This window comes from Variovorax glucosi, assembly GCF_051216695.1.
Classification (GTDB): Bacteria; Pseudomonadota; Gammaproteobacteria; order Burkholderiales; family Burkholderiaceae_C; genus Variovorax.
Window position 1 is genome coordinate 1,723,951 of sequence record NZ_JBPJZE010000001.1, and the last position, 19,778, is coordinate 1,743,728.

The following is a 19,778-nucleotide window of genomic DNA, read 5'->3' on the forward strand; positions in this document are numbered from 1 at the left end:
CGGCGTGGCCACGGTGCTGTTCGACGGCGTGGCTTACGGCATGCTGCTTTTCCTGATCGCAGTCGGCCTGTCGGTCACGCTCGGGCTGATGAACTTCGTCAACCTCGCGCACGGCAGCTTCGCGATGGTCGGAGGCTATGCGGCGAGCCTGGCCATGAGCCGTTGGGGCATCGGCTTCCTGCCGTCGCTGGCTGCGGCATTCGGAGTCGCGGCGCTGGCAGGCGCGGTGCTCGAGGTGCTGCTCTATCGCAGGCTCTATCGCGCCGGTCCGCTCGATCAGGTACTGCTGTCGATCGGCATCGTGTTCGTCTCGATCGCCGGCTGCGCCTGGTTCTTCGGACCGACGATTCAGCCTTTCCAGATGCCGGCCTGGCTCGAAGGCCGCATGCATCTGTCCGGGTTCGAAGTGGTGCGGTACCGGCTGTTTCTGATCGTCTGCGGCATCCTTGTGCTGGCTGCGTTGCTGTCGACCCTCGGCAGGACGCGGTACGGCGCAATGGTGCGAGCCGCAGTGGACAACCGGCGCGTGGCCGCCGGCACCGGCATCCATGTGCCGCGCCTCTTCCTGCTGACGTTTTCCCTGGGTTGCGGGCTGGCAGGGCTCGGCGGTGGGTTGAGCCTCGGCGTGCTCGGGCTCGATCCCTACTTCGCGCTCCGTTACCTGGTCGTCGTGCTGATGGTGGTTTGCGTCGGTGGCGCGGGCACCGTCACCGGGCCTTTCATCGCAGCGCTCTGCATCGGCATCGTCGACGTGGCGGGCAAATACTATCTGCCGCAGATCGGGGCGTTCCTGATCTACGTGGCGGCGATCGCGGTGCTGCTGCTGCGTCCCGACGGTATCGTGCGACGCAAGGGGCTCGCATGAGACCCCGTGCCTTCGAGGCGACTTTCTGGCTTGCGCTCGCCTCCTGCTTCCTGTTGCTGCCGGACCGGCTCGCACTGATGAGCCAGATCCTGATCCTCGGACTTTTCGCCGTATCGCTCGATCTGATCCTCGGCTACGCCGGCATCCTGAGCATCGGGCATGCGGCCTTCTTCGGACTGGGCGCCTACACCGCAGGTCTGCTCGCAACGCACGGATGGGGCGAGCCGTTTTCCGGGCTGCTGGCGGCAACCGCGGTTTGCGGCGCGATCGGACTCGTACTGGGACGCCTGGTGGTGCGCGGCGCGGACCTCACGCGGCTGATGATCACCCTCGCCGTCTGCATGCTGCTGGCCGAGCTGACCAACCGGCTGTCGCACATCACCGGCGGCACCGACGGGCTCCAGGGCATCGCGATGTGGCCCGTGCTCGGCAGATTCGATTTCGACCTCTACGGCCGGACGGCCTTCGTCTACAGCTTCGGCGTCGTGCTGCTCGTGTTCCTCGGCGTGCGGCTGGTCGTTCATTCGCCCTTCGGTCTGGCGCTGCGCGGCATACGGGACAGCACGAAGCGCATGCGCGCCATCGGTTCGCCGGTGGCCGAAAGGCTGCGCACCGCCTATGCGATGTCCGCAGCCGTCGCCGGTATCGCGGGTGCGCTGCTGGCCCAGACGACGCAATTCGTCGGTATCGAATCGATCGGTTTCGAGCGCTCGGCCGAAGTGCTGATCGTGCTGGTGCTCGGCGGTACCGGCCGGCTCTATGGCGGACTGGTCGGCGCGCTGGTCTACATGCTGGTGCACGACGCGTTCGCCGATCTCGACCCGGCCTACTGGATGTTCGGTCTCGGCCTGTTTCTGATCGCCGCTGCGCTGATGGGACGCGGCGGCATCCTCGGCGCACTGGCGCATCTGACGAAGCGCAGTCCGCGATGAGGGCCGGATTGCAGACCTACGGTCTCGGCCTGCGCTTCGGCAGCTTCCAGGCGGTCGACGGCGTCGACCTGTCGCTCGAACCTGGCGCACGGCAGGCGCTGATCGGTCCGAACGGTGCTGGCAAGAGCACGCTGATCGATGTATTGACGGGTGTCCGGCAACCGACCTCCGGGCGAATCGAACTCGACGGCCTCGACATCGCGAAGCGGACCACCGACCAGCGCGCGCGGCTGGGCCTCGTGCGGACCTTCCAGATCAACACCCTGTTCCCGAGCCTGACGCCGCTGCGTTCGGTGGTGCTGGCCATCGCCGAGCGCGAGGGCCAGGCTGGCGTCTGGTGGCGGCCGCTCGGGCCGCTCGGAAGTTATCGCTCGATGTTCGACGAGGCGCATGCGTTGCTGGGGCGGCTCCGTCTGGAGACGCAGTCCGATGTGCCGGTTGCGATGCTGCCTTATGGCAAGCAGCGCCTGCTGGAGATCGCGCTCGCTCTGGCCGCGAAGCCTCGCGTGCTTCTGCTCGACGAGCCTGCGGCCGGTGTCCCCGAAGACGAGGCCGGCGATCTGTTCGACGCCATCGATGCACTGCCGCAGGACGTCGCGGTGCTGTTCATCGAGCACGACATGAAACTGGTGTTCCGCTTCGCGCGCCGTATCTCGGTGATGGTTGCGGGCCGCATTCTGGCCGAAGGAACGCCGGAAGAGATCGGTGACGACGCGCGCGTGCGGCAGGCGTACCTGGGCGCGGCGCATGGCTGAACTGCTCGCCTTCGATGACGTGACCGCAGGCCATGACGGAACGACGGTCCTGCACGGGCTGAGCTTCGCTCTCGACGAAGGCAGGAGCCTGGCCGTGCTTGGGCGCAACGGTGCCGGCAAGACCACGCTGATCGAGACGCTGATGGGAAACACCCGCGTAATGCGGGGCACGATCCGCTGGCGCGGCGAGGACATCGTGCGCTGGCCCGCGTATCGGCGCGTGCATGCCGGGCTGGGCTGGGTGCCGCAGGAGCGCGAGGTGTTCCCATCGCTGACCGTCGAAGAGAACCTGAGCGTGGTCGCGCGGCGCGGGCAGTGGAACCTCCAGCGCGTCTACGACTTTTTTCCTGCCTTGCGCGAGCGCCGCAGGAATTTCGGTAACCAGCTATCGGGTGGCGAGCAGCAGATGCTGGCCATCGGGCGGGCGCTCATGACAAATCCGAGGATGCTGCTGCTCGACGAACCGATGGAAGGGCTGGCGCCGACACTCGTCGAAACGCTGGCCGCATCGGTGCGCCAGCTCTGCGAGCAGGAAGACCTTGCGTCGATCGTGGTCGAGCAGCGTCCGGTGTTGGCGCTGGAGATGACGCACCAGGTCATCGTGCTGGAGCGGGGTCGGGTGGTGCACGCCGGCAGCAGTGCGGCACTCAAGGCCGACGCCGCGTCGCGGGAACGGATGCTCGGAGTGCGCGAAGCCGCCCGATAGGCTGGTATCGCACTTGCTTGCATCGACAACGAAAGGCCGATACCCATGGACATCGATTTCGCCAAACTCACCGAATACCAGCGCTACAAGCTCATGGCGAGCCTGATCGTGCCGCGGCCGATCGCGCTCGTGACCACGCTCGGGCCGGACGGCACGGTCAACGCAGCACCATTCAGCATGTTCAACATGGTCGGCGAGGAACCGCCCATCGTCATGATCAGCGTCAACCGCCGCCATGACGCCTCGCTCAAGGACACGGCCCTCAACATCGAACGCACCGGCGAGTTCGTCGTCCACCTCGCCGACGAGGCGACCGCGCTGAAGATGCACAACTGCGCGGTCGAACATCCGCCGCATGTCAGCGAAATCGAGATGGTCGGCTTCACGACACTGCCAAGTACCGTCGTGAAACCGCCACGCATCGCGGAAACGCCGGTCGCTTTCGAATGCACGCTGTTCGAGAAGATGGAAACCGCCAGCCGCAAGGTATTCATCGGGCAGGTGCGCTGGCTGCACGTGCGCGACGGACTGGTGGACACGGAGACGTGGCGCGTGAATCTGGAGGCGTATTTCCCGGTCGGCCGCTTCGGCGCGGACCTCTACGTGAAAACGCGGGACCGCTGCACGACGGCCGGTTTCGAGCCGTAGGCACGCGGTCCCGCGTCTCCAGGTGCCTGGATGCCTCAGCGCATCAGGCCTTCAACGATGCAACGATCTTGTCCAGCGTCACCGGATAGTGGCGTATCCGGATTCCGCTGGCGTTGTAGACCGCATTCGCGATCGCTGCGGCACTGCCGCAAAGACCCAGCTCGCCCACGCCCTTGGCTTTCATCGGCGAAGACTTGTCGTCCACTTCATCGAGGAAGAAGACGTCCTGGCGCGGCACGTCCGCATGCACCGGCACGTGGTACTCGGCCATGTCGTGGTTGACGAAATAGCCGAATCGCTTGTCGACGATCGACTCTTCCATCAACGCCGCCCCCAGACCCATCGTCATCGCGCCGATGACCTGGCTCCGCGCCGTCTTCGGGTTCAGGATGCGGCCGGCTGCGAAGGCACCGCTCATGCGGCGAACCCGCACCTCGCCGGTGTCCGCATCGACGCCGACTTCGGCGAAGTGCGCGCCGAAGGTGGCTTGCGCGTAGGTCTTGGTCAGATCGCCGAACTCGATGCTGTCCTCGACCGTGATGCCGTCCTTGCCGGCAACCTCGGCCAGCGTCATGGTGCGGCCGCCCGAGAGAATTCGACCCATCTCGAACCTGGCTTCTTCGACCGGCAGCCCGGCCTTCTTCGCGATGGTTTCGCGAAGCTTGACGCAAGCCGCATACACGCCGGCCGTCGAGCTGTTGCCGCCCCATTGACCGCCGGAGCCGGAAGACGCCGGGTAATCCGAATCGCCCAGCCGGACCACGACTTTTTCCAGCGGCACGCCCATCATTTCCGCAGCGGTCTGCGCGATGACGGTATAGCTGCCGGTGCCGATGTCGGTCATGTCGGTCCAGACGGTGACGATGCCGCGGTCGTCGATACCGACCTTGGCACCCGACTTCATCGTGACGTTGCCCCGGAACGCGCTGGCCATGCCCATGCCGACCAGCCAGCGACCGTCACGCACCTGACCGGGCGTGGCATTGCGCTTGCTCCAGCCGAAGCGCTCCGCACCGATCCGCAGGCAACCGATGAAGTCGCGCTTCGAGAAAGACCGGCCCGGCTTTTCGGGATCGACCTGCGTGTCGTTGGCGATGCGCAGTTGCACCGGATCCATCTTCAACGCAATGGCAAGCTCGTCCATGGCGATCTCGAGCGCCATCAGGCCGGGCGCTTCGCCGGGCGCGCGCATCGCGTTGCCTTCAGGCAGATCGAGCGTCGCCAGGCGGTGCGACGTCATGCGGTTCGCACCGGCGTAGAGCAGACGCGTCTGGAGGGCTGCTGCCTCGGGTTGACCGCCGGCCAGGTCGCCGGACCAAGTCTCATGCGCGATCGCGGTGATCTTTCCGTCGTTGCCGGCACCGATGCGGACGCGCTGAATCGTCGCCGGACGGTGCGTCGTGTTGTTGTTGATCTGCGGCCGAGCGAGCGCGACCTTCACTGGCCGACCCGACACACGCGAACCGATCGCCGCCATCACGACGTCGCTGCGAATCCACAGCTTGGAGCCGAAACCGCCGCCGACAAAAGATGACACCACGCGGAAGCTGCTCTTCGGCATGCCGAAGATTTCAGACAGGTCGCGACGCGCCCAGTCGACCATCTGGTTCGAGGTCCACACGGTGAGCTTGTCGCCCTGCCATGCCGCGATGGTCGCAAAAGGTTCCATCGCCGAATGGCTCTGGTCGGGCGTCGTATACATCTGATCGACCTTGACGCTGGCTTGCGCGAAGGCTCCGGCGAAATCGCCGACGGCCGTATCGGCCGGGTCGTCCATCTTGGGCTTGACCGCCGACTCGCGTTCCTTGGCCAGATCGAACTTGCCTTCGGCTTTCCGATAGTCGATCTTGATCAGATGCGTGGCGGCACGCGCCTGCTCGAAGCTTTCCGCCACGACGATGGCGACGGCCTGGTCGTAGTGATCGATCTGCGGACCGGCGAGCAGCTTCGCAGTGATCTGCTTGGCCTTGCCGACCTTGCCGGCGTTTTCATAGGTCACGACGGAGATCACGCCGGGTGCGGCCATCGCGGCACGCGTGTCGATGCTGTCGATGCGGCCCTTGGAAATCGCGGCTCCGAGGATCACGCCGTAGGCCTGGTTGGCAACGACGTTGTGTCGTTCGTAGGCGTAGGGCGCCAGTCCGGTGGTCTTCATCGGACCGTCGATGCGGTCGAACGGATGACCGACGACTTCCATGCGGTCGATGGGGTTCTGGGTAGCGGGTTTGTCGAACTTCATGGCATCAACCTCGGGCTTCCTGGATGACCGATGCGAGCGTGCGCTCGACCAGTGTCTGTTTGAACGCGTTGTGTTCGCTGGTGCGCGCACCGGCAAGCGCCGCCTCTGCAATGTTCTTGGCACCGGATTGCTTCTCGGCGGCTTCCACGCGCCACGGTTTCGGCGCGAGTCCGCCGTAGGCGAAACGGCCCCTGCCGTCCGGCTGCACGACGGCAGCGATGGAAATCAGCGCAAAGGCATAAGACGCGCGGTCGCGCACCTTGCGATAGATGTGCTTGCCGCCGATGGCTGGCGGCAGCGTCACGGCAGTGATGATTTCATCGCGCGCCAGCGCCGTTTCGATCTGCGGCGTGCTGCCCGGCGGCCGATGGAAATCGGCGATCGGGATCGTCCGCTGCGAACCGTCCGCGCGCACCGTCTCGACGGTCGCGTCGAGCACGCGCATGGCCACGGCCATGTCGCTCGGATGCGTCGCGATGCACTGGTCGCTGGTCGCCATGATGGCGAGATTGCGGTCGAAGCCGCCCATCGCCGCGCAACCCACACCGGGCTGACGCTTGTTGCACGGCTTGGTGGTGTCGTAGAAATACGGGCAGCGCGTGCGCTGCAGCAGGTTGCCGGCTGTGGTCGCCTTGTTGCGCAACTGGCCCGATGCACCGGACACCAGCGCGCGGCTCAAGACCGCATAGTCGCTACGCACGCGTGCATGGGCGGCCAGATCGGTGTTGCGCACCAGCGCGCCGATGCGCAGGCCACCGTTGGCCGTGTCTTCCATGCGGTCGAGCTGCAGCCGGTTGATGTCGACCAGATGAGTCGGCGTCTCGATCTGCAGCTTCATCAGGTCGAGCAGGTTGGTGCCGCCGGCAATGAGCTTGGCGCCGGGTGTATTGGCCAGTGCGGCTGCAGCTGCAGCCGGAGAGGTCGCGCGCTCGTAAGTGAACGTCTTCATGCTTTCACCCCCGAGCCTTCCGACACTTCGGTGATCGCGTCGAGCATGTTGGCGTACGCGCCGCAACGACAGATGTTGCCGCTCATGCGTTCACGGATCTCTTCCGGCGTCGCCTTCTGGATCGCGGTGATGTCGATGCTGACGTGACTCGGCACGCCCGCCTTGATTTCCTGCAGCGTCGCGACGGCAGAACAGATCTGGCCCGGGGTGCAGTAACCGCACTGATAACCGTCGTGCTTGACGAAAGCTGCCTGCATCGGGTGCAGGTTGCCGGGCTGGCCCAGGCCTTCGATGGTGGTGATTTCGTCGCCCTGATGCATCGCTGCGAGGGTGAGGCAGCTGTTGATACGCTTGCCGTTGACCATCACGGTACAGGCGCCGCACTGGCCGTGGTCGCAGCCCTTCTTCGTGCCGGTCAACTGGACATGCTCGCGCAAGGCATCTAGCAGCGTCGTCCGCGTGTCGAGATTGAGGCTGTGATTGCGACCGTTGATCTTGAGATCGACGGCAATCATCGGAATGCCGGACGCGGTGGTGGTCACACCCGCGGTTGCTGTTGCAGGTGTGGATGCGGACATTGTCGGTTGGGCTTGGGCAGCATTGACCATGGCGCCGGCGGCGGTGCCTATACCGCCGGCAAGGACGATTCGCCGTGTCACTTGCGTGGCACTGCTGGGTTGTTCTTTCATCGTGGGCTCCTGAATGGGGTCATCGGGGTCGCGGATGGGTCGCCTGCTTGAAGCTAGGTCGCCCATCCTGAGAATATTTCGGCCCCGCTGCGCCTTGCTGGACAGTCTTCGGGCCGCTCGCAAGATGCATGAAATCTCTTGAGCTATTGCAATCTAAAAGTCAGCGACCGGGCGCCCTGTAGGACGCCGTCCCCGACAGCCCGACGACTTGCGCGTTCGAAATGGCATAAGCACTGTTGATCAGCCCCACGTGCGAAAAAGCCTGTGGAAAGTTCCCCAGCTGACGCTTGGCGGCCGGGTCATATTCTTCCGCCAGCAGCCCAAGATCGTTTCCAAGCGAAAGCAGGTGCTCGAACAACGCGACTGCTTCGGCCTGCCGGCCCATTGCGACGTACGCGTCCACGAGCCAGAAGGTGCACGCGAGAAAGGCGCCCTCATCGCCCGCCAGTCCGTCCAGCCCGCCTTCGGTGCGGTAGCGCAGCAGCAGACCGTCCCGCATCAGGTCGCGCTCGATGCGCTCGACGGTACCCACGATCCGCGGATCATCGGCAGGAAGAAAGCCGAGCAGCGGCAATGTCAACAACGCCGCATCGGTTTCATCGCTATCGTAAGACTGGGTGAAGCTGTTGCTGGCGGCGTCGAACCCCTTGTCGCACACCTCGGAATGAATCTCCCGGCACAGCGCTTTCCATTCGTCGACCGGTCCGTCGAGGCCGAACTCTTCGGCGCTGGCAATCATCCGGTCGAACGCATACCAGCACATCACCTTCGAATGAACGTAGTGGCGAAGTTCGCCCCTGACTTCCCACAGACTGGAGTCGGGCTCTCTCCACAACGCCGCCAGTTTTCTTGCGATCGCACATTCGAGATGCCAGACCTGGTCCATGTCCTCCAGGCCTGCGGAGCGCGATGCGTGGAACGCGCCGATGACCGCACCATAGACATCGAGCTGCCGCTGGCCATGCGCACCGTTGCCGATACGTACCGGTCTGCTGCCCTCGTAGCCGGCCAGCCAGTCGACCTCCATCTCCTTCAGATCGCGTTCGCCATGCAGCCCGTACATGATCTGCAGTTCATCCGGCGTACCGCCGACCGCGCGCATCAGCCACCAGCGCCATGCACTCGCTTCTTCGGCATGACCGGAACGGATGAGCGCGTAAAGCGTCAGCGCGGCGTCGCGCAGCCAGCAGAAGCGGTAGTCCCAGTTGCGCATGCCGCCTATCTCTTCGGGCAACGAAGTGGTCGGCGCGGCGACGATGCCGCCGGTGGGCGCATAGGTCAGCGCCCGGAGCGTGAGCAGCGAGCGGTCGACCGATTCCCCGTATTCCCCCTGGTACGCACTGTTCTCGCTCCATGCACGCCATTCGGCAACGCTCATGTCGAGCAGCGCATTCGGCTCGCGCGCGGCAGCCGGTGTCTCGTGCGAGGGATACCATTCCAGGCAAAAGAAACGCTCTTCACCGGCCCGGACGGCAAAGTCGGCATGGGTGCGGAAATGATCGTTCTCCAGCGACACGTCCGACCGGATGCGCACCGCATCCGGCCCGGCCACCGCGACGATCGCACCGTGGTGCCGACCCACCCAGGGACACCATTCGCCGTAGTTGAACCGGATCCGCATCTCGGTGTGCATGGCGACTTCACCCCGCACACCGCGCACGATGCGCATCGCCTCGTGGTTGCTGTCGCGTGTCGGCCTGGGCAGGAAGTCGATGACCAGCGCACAGCCGGTCTCCGTCTCGATGGTCGTCTCCAGTACCACGGTGCCCGGCAGATAGCGCCGTGTGACGCACGCTTCGGCGTCGACCGCATGCAACGCCCAGGAACCGTTGCCGCGATCGCCCAGCAGGCTGGCGAACATCGCCCCGGAATCGAAGCGCGGCAGGCACATCCATTCGACCTCGCCGCTGCGGTGGATCAGCGCGGCGCTGTGCGTGGAGCCGATGAGGGCGTAATCCTCGATCGGGCGGCTGCCGGCTGCGTCGTGTGCTTTGCCTGCATCCGCGCTCACCTGGCCATCCCGTGCCAGCGCCGGCCATCCCGCTCGATCAGCGCGGCCGCGCCCGCAGGCCCTTCGCTGCCGACTGCATAAGGCTCGGGCTTGCCACCAGCGGCCCAGTCATCGAGCGTCGCCTGCACGGCCTGCCAGGCGGCCTCCACGCCATCGGCGCGCTGGAACAGGGTCTGATCGCCGGTCAGCATGTCGTAGAGCAGGGTTTCGTAGCCGGTCGCGTGCGACACATCGAAGACATCGGCATAACGGAAATCCATGGCGACCGGCGCAGTGTCGACCTTCGGCCCTGGCCGCTTCGCTGCGAATTCGATGCTCACGCCTTCGTCCGGCTGCACATGGATCACCAGCTTGTTGTCCGGCAAACGCGTGACATCGGTGTAGCGGAACTGCGCGAAGGGCACCGGCTTGAACTGCACCACCACATGCGTATCGCGGTAGCCCATCGCCTTTCCGGTGCGCAGGTAGAAAGGCACGCCGGCCCATCGCCAGCTGTCCACGGCGACCTTCATGGCGACATAGGTCTCGGTGCTGCTGTCCGGTGCGATGTCGTCCGCCTTCTCATAGCCCTCGTAGGTGCCGCGAACGGCGTCCCGCCCGACCGCATCGGCCTCCGGTCCGCGGATCGCGGCGAACACCTTGGACTTTTCGTTGCGGATAGATTCCGCATCGAAGGCATTCGGCGGCTCCATGCAGACCATGGCGAGCAGCTGGAACAGGTGGTTGGGCACCATGTCGCGCAGCGCGCCGTTGGCGTCGTAGAACGCGCCGCGGCTTCCGACATCGACCGTCTCGGCCGCGGTGATCTGCACATGGTCGATGTAGCGGTTGTTCCAGACGGCCTCGATCATGGTGTTGGCGAAGCGCGTGACCAGGATGTTCTGCACCGTCTCCTTGCCCAGGAAATGGTCGATACGGTAGATCTGCGACTCGTCGACCAGCTTCAGCAGACGCTCGTTCAGTGCCTTTGCCGAGGCATGGTCGTGACCAAACGGCTTCTCGATGGCAACGCGCCGGAATCCGCCGCCGTCCTTCCTGCCTTCCTCCAGCAGTCCGGCGCTGGCCAGCTTCTCGACCGCATCTCCGAACAGCTCCGGCGCCGTCGCGAGATAGAAGATCACGTTCGAAGCGCCGTCGTCGTCCAGGCGCTTCTTCAGCGTCTCGAAGAAGGACGCTTCTGCGAGATCGCCGCGCATGTAATGGACGCGTTCGCGCAATGACGCCCATGCGCCATCGGTCGATGCGTCGCGGGCGCCCTCGCCTTTGGCATTGGCGCGGAAGTCTTCGAGGCTCTTTCGCAGCGACGCGTCGTCGCCTTCGGACCTGCCGATACCGATGACGTTGAAGTCCTCGCCCAGCAGCCCGGCTGCGGTCATGTTGATGAGGGACGGCGTCAGCAGCCGGTGGGCAAGATCGCCGGTGATGCCGAAGATGACGAGCGTCGCGGGGGGTGCGGCTTCAGTGTGCAAGGGAAGGCTCCGAAAAAATTCGATACATTGGGTATGCACCCGCCGGGCCGAGTGCCCTGAAAGCGAACGCGCCTCGCGTGTGTGGTTGCCGGCCTGCTTTTGGTGCTCCCCAGGAAATTTCAATGACCCGTTTCGTCGACGTACCCACCATGTCCCGCCTGATCCAGGCCATCGGCGTTGCGCCTTTCATCGGCGAACTGGCCGATGCGATCCGCGACGATTTCGTCCGGTGGAACGACTTCGACATGTCTGCTCGCATGGCCAGCCATTCCGAGATCGGCGTCATCGAGCTCATGCCGGTGTCCGACGCAAACCACTACGCCTTCAAGTACGTCAACGGCCACCCCGGCAACACGGCCAGGGGTCTCTACACCGTGATGGCTTTCGGGGTGCTGGCGGACGTCGAAACGGGATACCCGGTATTGCTGTCGGAACTCACGCTGGCCACCGCGCTGCGCACCAGCGCCACCTCGCTCATGGCTGCACGCGAACTCGCGCGGCCCGGTGCGCGGCGGATGGCGCTGATCGGCAACGGCGCGCAGAGCGAATTCCAGGCGCTCGCGTTCCACTGCCATCTGGGCATCGAGGAAATCGCCGTCTACGACGTCGACCCCGGCGCCACCGACAAGCTGGTGCGCAATCTCGCCGCCTGGCCCGCGTTGCGGATCGTCCGTGCCGCTTCCGTCGCAGAAGCCGTGCGCGGCTCCGACATCGTGACGACCGTCACGGCCGACAAGACCTACGCCACCATCCTCACGCCCGACATGATCGAGCCCGGCATGCACATCAACGCGGTCGGCGGCGACTGCCCAGGGAAGACGGAACTGCATGCGGACGTGCTGCGCGGAGCGCGCGTGTTTGTCGAGTACGAGCCGCAGACGCGCATCGAGGGCGACATCCAGCAGTTGCCGGAAGGCTTTCCGGTCGTCGATCTGTGGCGCGTGCTCGCGGGCGCGCAGGAAGGCCGGCAGGCCGGGAACCAGGTGACGGTGTTCGATTCGGTCGGTTTCGCGCTGGAAGATTATTCGACGCTGCGTTATGTGCTCGAACAGTCGACGCGCCGCAATCTGGGCGTCGATGTCGAGCTGGTGCCGGATGCGGACGACCCGAAGGATCTCTTCAGGCACACGCGCGCCGGCGCGTCGCGGGCTGCGCTCCGCCGGGTCGCGTGAAAACATGAGCACAACATCCCTGAAGACCGTCCCCGGGACCACCAACCGGCCGCTCGTCATCGCCGCGATCATGGCTTCGATGGCGATGGTGGCGATCGAAGCCACCATCGTCTCCACCGTGATGCCGCAGATCGCCTCGTCGCTCGGCGGGCTGCATCTCTACAGCTGGGTCTTCGCCTCCTTCCTGCTCGCGCAGACGGCCATGACGGTCGTCTTCGGCAAGCTGTCGGACATCTACGGCCGTCGGCCGGTGATGTTCGCCGGCATCGCGATTTTCCTGCTTGGCTCGGTGCTGGCGGGCTTCGCATGGTCGATGCCGGCCATGATCATCTTCCGGCTGATCCAGGGCGTGGGTGCGGGCGCGATACAGCCGGTGTCGCTGACCATCGTCGCCGACCTGTACCCGGTGCGCGAGCGCGGCAAGGTGCAGGGCTACCTCGCCAGCGTCTGGGCCGTCGCCGCGGTGCTGGGTCCGATGCTCGGCGCGCTGATCGTGCAGAAGCTTTCCTGGGCCTGGATCTTCTGGATCAACGTCCCGATCGGCCTGCTGGCGGCGCTCGGCTTCTGGCTGTTCCTGCGCGAAACACCGACGGTGCGCCGGAATTCCATCGACTTCATCGGCGCTCTGCTCTTCACCGTCGGGATCGCGGCGCTGATGATCGCGCTGACGGAGTTCGGCGTCGGCAACGACGGTCCTGCAGTGGCCTGGGCCGTCGGTTTCGTCGTGGCTGCCGTGCTGTTCATGTTTCAGGAGCGGCGCGCGCAGGACCCGATGGTGTCGTTCAGGCTCTGGGGCGCACGGGTGATCGCAACGGTCAACGGCGTCTCGATGCTGGTAGGCATGTCACTGATCGGCATCACGACCTTTCTGCCGATGTACGTGCTGGTGGTGCTCGAGCGGTCGTCGGTCGTGGCCGGACTCGCGCTGACGATGGTCATGCTCGGCTGGCCGCTGGGCGCCACGCTGACATCGCGGATCTTCCACCGCGTTGGCCTCTGGCGATTGATGTTCACCGGCGCGCTGCTGATGCCGGCCGGCAGTCTCGCCTTTGCGCTGCTGCGTCCCGAGAGTTCGCCGGTGCTGGCCGGCGTCGGCTCTTTCGTGATCGGCCTCGGGATGGGCGTGCTCAGCCTGAGTTCGCTGATCCTGATCCAGGAATCGGTCGAGATCTCGCAGCGCGGCGTCGCAACGGCCTCCAACATCTTCGCGCGCAATCTGGGCAGTGCGCTCGGCGCCACTTTCTTCGGCGCGATCTTCAATTTCGGCCTGAGCCGGGCCAACGGCGGCACGATGATTTCCGAGACGCAACTCCAGCGGCTGCTGCAGGGCACGGATGCCGGTGCAATAGCCAGCGCCAGCGAAACCGGCATCCGCACCGCGCTGGCCGGCTCGCTCCAGTTCACCTTCCTGGTGATGCTCTTCATGACCGTGGGTATCGTCGTGCTGGCGATCGTGCTGCCGCGCCAGGGACTCGGAACGCGCGTCGGCGATCCGGCTTCCGAAGACGACGCGACGCCGCCAAGCCTGTAGTCATGAGCGCTCAGCGCTCGTCGATCCATGAAAGCTCAGGCACTGCGTAACTCTCCCGCACGATGCCCGCGCGCTGCACGACCTTGAGGCACGCCGCTTCGAGATGCGCCCGCAGCAGCCGGCTTGCGGACTCGCCGTCCGCTCCGGCCACTGCCTCGAGAACCGCCAGATGTTCGGCCATGAACGGGTCGCGCTCGGGCATCGGCGCCGAATCGCCGAGCACGTGCTTGCTCAGCGTCAGCACGCACCGCGTGCGCTGCAGGCTCTTCAACAGATCCAGATTGGGACAGCGCCGCAGCAACCGCACGTGCAGGTCGTGCTCCAGCGCATCGAGCGCGCCCGCGCTCACTTCGGGGTAGTCGCCGATCGCCGACCGCAAGCCGGTGGCCATCTGCACTGCTTCGGCCGAAACGCCCGCAAGCATCGAAGCGCGCAGCGCAGTCGGCTCCAGCAACCAGCGCAACTCATACAGATGATTGATGCGGTCGTCGTCCAAGGGTGTGACGGTCCAGCGCAGGCGCTCGTCCTTTTCCACCAGCCCCAGGCCTTCCATGCGCAGCAGCACGCTGCGCGCGACCGTCCGGCCGACACCGAAACGACGGGCGAGTTCGAGTTCGTTGATGCGGTGACGGCCGAACACCGACAGGTGCACAACCTGGCGTTCCACCTGTTCGTGGATCGCCTCCCAGCCGAGCGTCTTGCGCACAGGCTCCCCTTCCGGCACTGCGCCGAGCATCGCGGCCGTCAGCACGATGCGTTCGGGCACGACGCCTGTCGCGCCCACCGCATAGCCGCGTCCGTCGAAGCGACTGATCAGCCCTTCGTCGGCGAGCGCATTCAGCGCATACCGGACAGGCGTGCGCGTGCAGCCGAGCAACTGCGCCACCGGCCCCTCGAGAAGCACCGCGCCGGCCGGAATGCGATCCGCACGGATGGATCTGCGGATCACATCGGCGACCAGCGCGTAGAGCGGACTCTGTCGGGCGCTGCCGGCGGGATCGGGGCCGGCGCTGGGTTGGGAGATTGTCTTCATGGACAGGGAAAACGATTATGACTTTTGCGTGCACGAATCATAAAGTCCATTGCATGGCACCTGAATCGACCACGGAATCTCCTGCCCTTCGCATCGGCCTCATCGGGCTCGGGCTCATGGGCCACGGCATCGGCCGCAACCTGCTGAAGAACGGTTTCTCGCTGCACGTGCTCGGCAACCGCAATCGCCAGCCGGTCGACAGCCTCGTAGGGCTCGGCGCTACGGACGCGAAGCATCTTGGCGCGCTCACGCGGGAAGTCGACGTCATCGTGCTGTGCGTGACCGGCTCTCCGGCGGTCGAGTCGCTCGTCTACGGCAACAACGATGGCGACGGCGGCATCCTTGCGAACGCACGGCCGGGACAGATCGTCATCGACTGCTCCACCAGCGACCCCCGGTCGAGCGCCGGCATCAACCGCGACCTGCTGGCCGCCGGCGTGACGTTCGTCGATGCGCCGCTCGGCCGGACGCCCAGGGAAGCGGAGGCCGGAACGCTGAATGTCATGGTCGGAGCGACGGCGGAGGTACTGGAAACCATCCGACCCGTGCTCGCGGCGTTCTCCGAAAACATCATTCACGTCGGCGAAGTGCTGTCCGCCCAGAAGGTGAAGCTGATCAACAACTTCGTGGTGGTCGGCACCGTGGCGCTGATCACCGAGGCGCTGCGAACCTGCGACCAGGTCGGCGTCGACAGGAAGACATTGCATGCGCTGATGAGCAAGGGGCCGCTCAACAGCGTGCTTCTGCAGATGACTGCCGAAGAAATTATCAAGGGCAACCAGGACGCGATGAAGTTCTCCATCAGCAACGCGAACAAGGACATCGGTTACTTCGACAGCATGGCGCAGGGTGCCGAAGATCCCGGCTCGATGTCCGGCAGTCTCGTCAAGGTGCTGCAGAACGCCGTGGCGCAGGGTCTGGGCGACCGTTTTCTACCCAGCCTGGTCAAGGTTAAGGTCGCGGTCAAGGTCACGGTGGAGAAGCCATGCTGACACCGGTCGAGGAACAGGCCCTGTCGCGCCAGCCACGCCCCGCCGGACCCCGGGTGATCCGCCTGCATGCGGACGACGATGTCGTCGTGTCGCTCGACCAGCTGGTCTCGGGAACGGTGATCGCAAGCGAGAACGTCACGGTCGCCGGCCTGGTTGCGCCCGGCCACAAGATGGCGACACGCGACATCGAAACCGGTACCCCGGTGCGGCGCTACGGCCAGATCATCGGCTTCGCGAGCCAGCCGATCCGCGCCGGCCAGCATGTGCACACGCACAACCTGGCGATGGGCGATTTCACGCGCGATTACGCCTACGGCGAGGACGCGCACGACACGCCCGCAGCCACCAGGCCGGCCACATTTCAGGGCATCGTCCGCGAAGACGGCCGCGTCGCGACACGCAACTACATCGGCATCCTGACCTCGGTGAACTGCTCGGCCACGGTGGCCCGCGCCATAGCAGACCGCTTTCGCCGCGACATCCATCCGGCGGCGCTGGCCGACTACCCGAACGTCGACGGCGTGGTCGCGCTCACGCACGGCTCGGGTTGCGCGGTGGACCCGGAGGGCGAAGGCCTCGCCATCCTGCAACGCACGCTCGGCGGCTACGCCTGCCATCCCAACTTCGCCAGCGTGCTGGTCATCGGGCTGGGTTGCGAGACCAACCAGATCTCCCGGCTGCTCGCCACGCAGGGCCTGACGAACAGCGAGCGGCTACAGTCGTTCACGATCCAGGACACCGGCGGCACGACCAAGACCATCGCGCGCGGCATCGAGCTCATCCAGGCGATGCTGCCGCAGGCGAACCGGGTGCATCGCGAGACGGTGTCGGCACGCCACCTGACCATCGGGCTGCAGTGCGGCGGATCGGACGGCTATTCGGGTATCTCGGCAAACCCGGTGCTGGGCGCGGCGGTCGATCTGCTGGTCGCGCACGGCGGCACCGCGATCCTTTCCGAGACGCCGGAGATCTACGGCGCGGAGCACCTGCTCACGCGTCGCGCGCAGACGCCGGAGATCGGCCGCAAGCTGGTCGACCGCATCCACTGGTGGGAAGCGTATTGCGGCCGGAACGGCGCCGCGATGGATAACAACCCTTCCGCCGGCAACAAGGCCGGCGGCCTCACGACGGTGCTGGAGAAATCGCTCGGCGGCATTGCCAAGGGCGGTTCCACCAACCTCAACGAGGTCTACGAATACGCGCAGCCGGTGAAGGCACGCGGCCTCGTCTTCATGGACACGCCGGGCTATGACCCGATTTCCGCCACCGGCCAGGTCGCCGGCGGCGCCAACATGATCTGCTTCACCACCGGACGCGGCTCGGCCTACGGCTGCGCGCCCTCGCCCTCGGTCAAGCTGGCGACCAACACCGCGCTCTGGAAGCGCCAGTCCGACGACATGGACCTCAATTGCGGCGAGGTGCTCGAAGGAACGAAGTCGATCCGCGAACTCGGCGCCGAGCTGTTCCAGCTGCTGCTCGACACCGCCTCCGGACAACGCTCGCGCAGCGAGCAACACGGCTATGGGCAGAACGAATTCGTGCCCTGGCAAATCAGCGTCGTCACATGAACACCCAAGCAAATCCTCCAGCCGCAACCTACGCCGCGCCCCGCTTCCAGGGACTGTTCCCGGTCGTTCCGACGCCATTCACCGAGGACGGCCTGCTCGACCTCGAAAGCCAGAAGCGCTGCGTCGATTTCATGATCGATGCCGGCTCGAACGGCCTCTGCATCCTGGCCAACTTCTCGGAACAGTTCCTGCTGGCCGACGACGAGCGCGAGTTGCTGACACGCACCATCCTCGAACATGTCGCCGGTCGCGTACCGGTGATCGTCACGACCACGCACTTCAGCACCAGGGTCTGCGCCGAGCGAAGCAAGCGCGCGCAGGACATGGGCGCCGCGATGCTGATGGTGATGCCGCCGTACCACGGCGCGACCTTCCGGGTCGGCGAGCCGCAGATCCACGCGTTCTACCAGCAGCTTTCCGATGCAGTGCGCATTCCGATCATGGTGCAGGACGCGCCCGCAGCCGGCACGCCGCTGTCGGCCGCGTTCCTCGCGCGCATGGCCAAGGAGATCGAGAACGTCGCGTATTTCAAGATCGAGACCGCCGGCGCGGCCTCGAAGCTGCGCGAACTGCTGCGGCTCGGCGGCGACGCCATCGAAGGACCGTGGGACGGCGAGGAAGCCATCACGCTGATCCCCGACCTCGAGGCCGGCGCGACCGGCGCGATGACAGGCGGCGGCTTTCCGGACGGCATCCGGCCGATCCTCGACGACTACCGAGCCGGCCGGCGCGACGCGGCCATCGCCCGCTACGAACGCTGGCTGCCGCTGATCAACATCGAGAACCGGCAGTGCGGCCCTCTCGCGGCGAAGTCGCTGATGGCGGAAGGCGGCGTCATCGCCTGCGAGGCGCCGCGCCATCCGTTTCCGCCGATGCATCCGGCGAGCCGTGCGCTGCTGATCGAGACCGCCAGGCGGCTCGATGCGCTGGTTCTGCGCTGGGCGAAGTGAGCGGCATTCACCAGAAGAAAACCAGGAGACGACATGAAGACAGGATTTTTCTCGATCACGGCGATGACGGCGATCACGGCGAGCGCCGCAGTGCTGGCGTTCGCCGCAGCATCGGCACCGGCTCTGGCCGCCGACTATCCGACCCGGCCGGTCGAGCTGGTCGTCGCCGCGTCGGCCGGTGGCGGCACCGACGTGGTCGCGCGCGCGTTCGCGGAGGCGGCCCGCAAGCATCTGCCGCAGCCGCTGATCGTGGTCAACAAGCCGGGCGCCTCCAGCGCCATCGGCTTTGCGGAAGTCGCCAATGCGAAGCCGGACGGCTACAAGGTCGGCGTGATGAGCGTGAATCTGGTGATCCTGCCGGCGCTCGGCCTGATGAAGACGACAGCCGACGACTTCACGCCGGTGGCGCGCCTCAACTTCGATCCGGCTGCGATCACCGTGCGCGCGGATTCACCGTGGAAGACCGTCGAGGAATTCATTGCCGAAGCCAGGAAAAAGCCCGGCGGCATGCAGGTCGGCAATGGCGGCGTCGGCGACATCTGGCACGTGGCTGCTGCGGCCGTCGAAGATCGCACCGGCGCTCAGTTCAACCATGTGCCGTTCCAGGGTGCGGCACCCGCGGTGGCAAGCCTGCTGGGCGGTCATGTCGATGCGATCACCGTGAGCCCCGGCGAGGTGCTGCAGCACGTGCAGGGCGGCAAGCTGCGGGTGCTGGCGATCATGGCGGACGAGCGGCTCGGCGGCGCCTATGCGAGCACGCCGACGCTCAAGGAACGCAACATCGATCTTTCCATCGGCGTATGGCGCGGCCTGTCGGTGCCGAAGGGCACGCCGGCCGAGGTTGTGCAGACGCTGCGCACTGCGGCGAAGGCAGCCGCTGCCGAGCCGGCCTACAGGGAGACGCTGGCCAAGGCGAACCTCGGCGATTCGTATGCCGATGCGGATGTCTTCAAGGCCGTGATCGAGAGCGACCGCCAGTCGCTCAAGAAGGTGCTCGACAAGCTCGTCATCCAGAAGTGATGGGTGCGGGGCGAGGCCGATTCACCAGAAGCACCACCAGGGCCGTCGCTTCGGCGAAGCGAAGCGCAGCGGCGCGCCGAACTCGCTGACGATGCCGGCCCGCCGGCGCAGTTCCTGCTCCAGCTCGTCGGCGCGCTTGGCCAGGTAGCCGCTGCCGCGCAAGGCGGCGCGCCGGTGGCTGTGAATGGCAAACGCTAGTTCTTCGTCCGACATCTGGGCCGGGTCGGTCTCGTCATTCATGCGGCGATC

18 protein-coding genes are annotated in these 19,778 nt (G+C 65.7%); 11 read left to right on the top strand and 7 right to left on the bottom strand.

Annotated elements, in window-relative coordinates:
- Window positions 1-4: 4 nt before the first annotated feature.
- Genes ACSFA3_RS08115 through ACSFA3_RS08135 form a run of 5 tightly spaced genes read left to right on the top strand, consistent with a single transcriptional unit; the run spans window position 5 to window position 3,906 of the window.
- The gene (locus tag ACSFA3_RS08115; RefSeq protein WP_435504852.1) at window positions 5-865 is read left to right on the top strand and encodes a branched-chain amino acid ABC transporter permease; all 861 of its coding nucleotides are present in this window, start codon (window positions 5-7) and stop codon (window positions 863-865) included.
- Window positions 862-1,797 carry a branched-chain amino acid ABC transporter permease gene (locus ACSFA3_RS08120; RefSeq protein ID WP_435504853.1) on the top strand — a complete coding sequence of 312 codons (936 nt, stop codon included), beginning with the start codon at window positions 862-864 and terminating at the stop codon, window positions 1,795-1,797. The genes ACSFA3_RS08115 and ACSFA3_RS08120 overlap by 4 nt, the downstream gene beginning before the upstream one ends.
- Window positions 1,794-2,552, top strand: coding sequence for an ABC transporter ATP-binding protein (locus ACSFA3_RS08125; protein WP_435504854.1), 759 nt, complete (start codon window positions 1,794-1,796; stop codon window positions 2,550-2,552). Before ACSFA3_RS08120 ends, ACSFA3_RS08125 begins: the two co-directional genes overlap by 4 nt.
- The gene (locus ACSFA3_RS08130; RefSeq protein WP_435504855.1) at window positions 2,545-3,258 is read left to right on the top strand and encodes an ABC transporter ATP-binding protein; all 714 of its coding nucleotides are present in this window, start codon (window positions 2,545-2,547) and stop codon (window positions 3,256-3,258) included. Before ACSFA3_RS08125 ends, ACSFA3_RS08130 begins: the two co-directional genes overlap by 8 nt.
- A gap of 45 nt (window positions 3,259-3,303) precedes the next feature.
- The gene (locus tag ACSFA3_RS08135) at window positions 3,304-3,906 is read left to right on the top strand and encodes a flavin reductase family protein (protein WP_435504856.1); all 603 of its coding nucleotides are present in this window, start codon (window positions 3,304-3,306) and stop codon (window positions 3,904-3,906) included.
- 43 nt (window positions 3,907-3,949) lie between these two features.
- On the opposite strand, the gene paoC is transcribed toward ACSFA3_RS08135, so the two are convergent.
- The 5 genes from paoC to zwf form a co-directional block, all read right to left on the bottom strand.
- Window positions 3,950-6,145 (bottom strand): aldehyde oxidoreductase molybdenum-binding subunit PaoC, encoded by a 2,196-nt coding sequence (gene paoC / locus ACSFA3_RS08140; protein ID WP_435504857.1) that lies wholly within the window; start codon window positions 6,143-6,145, stop codon window positions 3,950-3,952.
- A 4-nt stretch (window positions 6,146-6,149) separates the two neighbouring features.
- Window positions 6,150-7,094: an FAD binding domain-containing protein gene (locus ACSFA3_RS08145; RefSeq protein WP_435504858.1), complete on the bottom strand. Its 945-nt coding sequence runs from the start codon at window positions 7,092-7,094 to the stop codon at window positions 6,150-6,152.
- Entirely contained in the window at window positions 7,091-7,783 is a 693-nt protein-coding gene (paoA, locus tag ACSFA3_RS08150) for an aldehyde dehydrogenase iron-sulfur subunit PaoA (protein WP_435504859.1), read from the bottom strand. Before paoA ends, ACSFA3_RS08145 begins: the two co-directional genes overlap by 4 nt.
- A 160-nt stretch (window positions 7,784-7,943) precedes the next feature.
- A complete protein-coding gene (locus tag ACSFA3_RS08155; RefSeq protein WP_435504860.1) occupies window positions 7,944-9,794 on the bottom strand; it encodes a glycoside hydrolase family 15 protein in 1,851 nt (616 codons plus the stop codon).
- Window positions 9,791-11,263 carry a glucose-6-phosphate dehydrogenase gene (gene zwf, locus ACSFA3_RS08160; protein ID WP_435504861.1) on the bottom strand — a complete coding sequence of 491 codons (1,473 nt, stop codon included), beginning with the start codon at window positions 11,261-11,263 and terminating at the stop codon, window positions 9,791-9,793. Before zwf ends, ACSFA3_RS08155 begins: the two co-directional genes overlap by 4 nt.
- A gap of 122 nt (window positions 11,264-11,385) precedes the next feature.
- Here zwf and ACSFA3_RS08165 point away from each other — a divergent pair, with 122 nt between their 5' ends.
- Both ACSFA3_RS08165 and ACSFA3_RS08170 read left to right on the top strand, forming a co-directional pair.
- Window positions 11,386-12,435, top strand: coding sequence for an ornithine cyclodeaminase (locus ACSFA3_RS08165; protein ID WP_435504862.1), 1,050 nt, complete (start codon window positions 11,386-11,388; stop codon window positions 12,433-12,435).
- Between the two features lie 4 nt (window positions 12,436-12,439).
- On the top strand, window positions 12,440-13,966 hold the full coding sequence (locus tag ACSFA3_RS08170; protein WP_435504863.1) for an MFS transporter: 1,527 nt from the start codon (window positions 12,440-12,442) through the stop codon (window positions 13,964-13,966).
- Window positions 13,967-13,976: 10 nt separating this feature from the next.
- On the opposite strand, the gene ACSFA3_RS08175 is transcribed toward ACSFA3_RS08170, so the two are convergent.
- Window positions 13,977-14,999: a GntR family transcriptional regulator gene (locus ACSFA3_RS08175; RefSeq protein ID WP_435504864.1), complete on the bottom strand. Its 1,023-nt coding sequence runs from the start codon at window positions 14,997-14,999 to the stop codon at window positions 13,977-13,979.
- 53 nt (window positions 15,000-15,052) lie between these two features.
- Between ACSFA3_RS08175 and ACSFA3_RS08180 the strand changes: the two genes are divergently transcribed.
- The 4 genes from ACSFA3_RS08180 to ACSFA3_RS08195 are packed head-to-tail and all read left to right on the top strand — an operon-like array spanning window position 15,053 to window position 19,529.
- The gene (locus ACSFA3_RS08180) at window positions 15,053-15,991 is read left to right on the top strand and encodes an NAD(P)-dependent oxidoreductase (RefSeq protein ID WP_435504865.1); all 939 of its coding nucleotides are present in this window, start codon (window positions 15,053-15,055) and stop codon (window positions 15,989-15,991) included.
- On the top strand, window positions 15,985-17,559 hold the full coding sequence (locus ACSFA3_RS08185; protein ID WP_435504866.1) for a UxaA family hydrolase: 1,575 nt from the start codon (window positions 15,985-15,987) through the stop codon (window positions 17,557-17,559). Before ACSFA3_RS08180 ends, ACSFA3_RS08185 begins: the two co-directional genes overlap by 7 nt.
- Window positions 17,556-18,509: a dihydrodipicolinate synthase family protein gene (locus ACSFA3_RS08190; RefSeq protein WP_435504867.1), complete on the top strand. Its 954-nt coding sequence runs from the start codon at window positions 17,556-17,558 to the stop codon at window positions 18,507-18,509. The genes ACSFA3_RS08185 and ACSFA3_RS08190 overlap by 4 nt, the downstream gene beginning before the upstream one ends.
- A gap of 33 nt (window positions 18,510-18,542) precedes the next feature.
- On the top strand, window positions 18,543-19,529 hold the full coding sequence (locus ACSFA3_RS08195) for a tripartite tricarboxylate transporter substrate binding protein (RefSeq protein WP_435504868.1): 987 nt from the start codon (window positions 18,543-18,545) through the stop codon (window positions 19,527-19,529).
- A 21-nt stretch (window positions 19,530-19,550) separates the two neighbouring features.
- Here ACSFA3_RS08195 and ACSFA3_RS08200 read toward each other — a convergent pair whose 3' ends face one another.
- Complete coding sequence (locus ACSFA3_RS08200) at window positions 19,551-19,769, bottom strand: hypothetical protein (protein ID WP_435504869.1); 219 nt, start codon at window positions 19,767-19,769, stop codon at window positions 19,551-19,553.
- Window positions 19,770-19,778 lie beyond the last annotated feature (9 nt).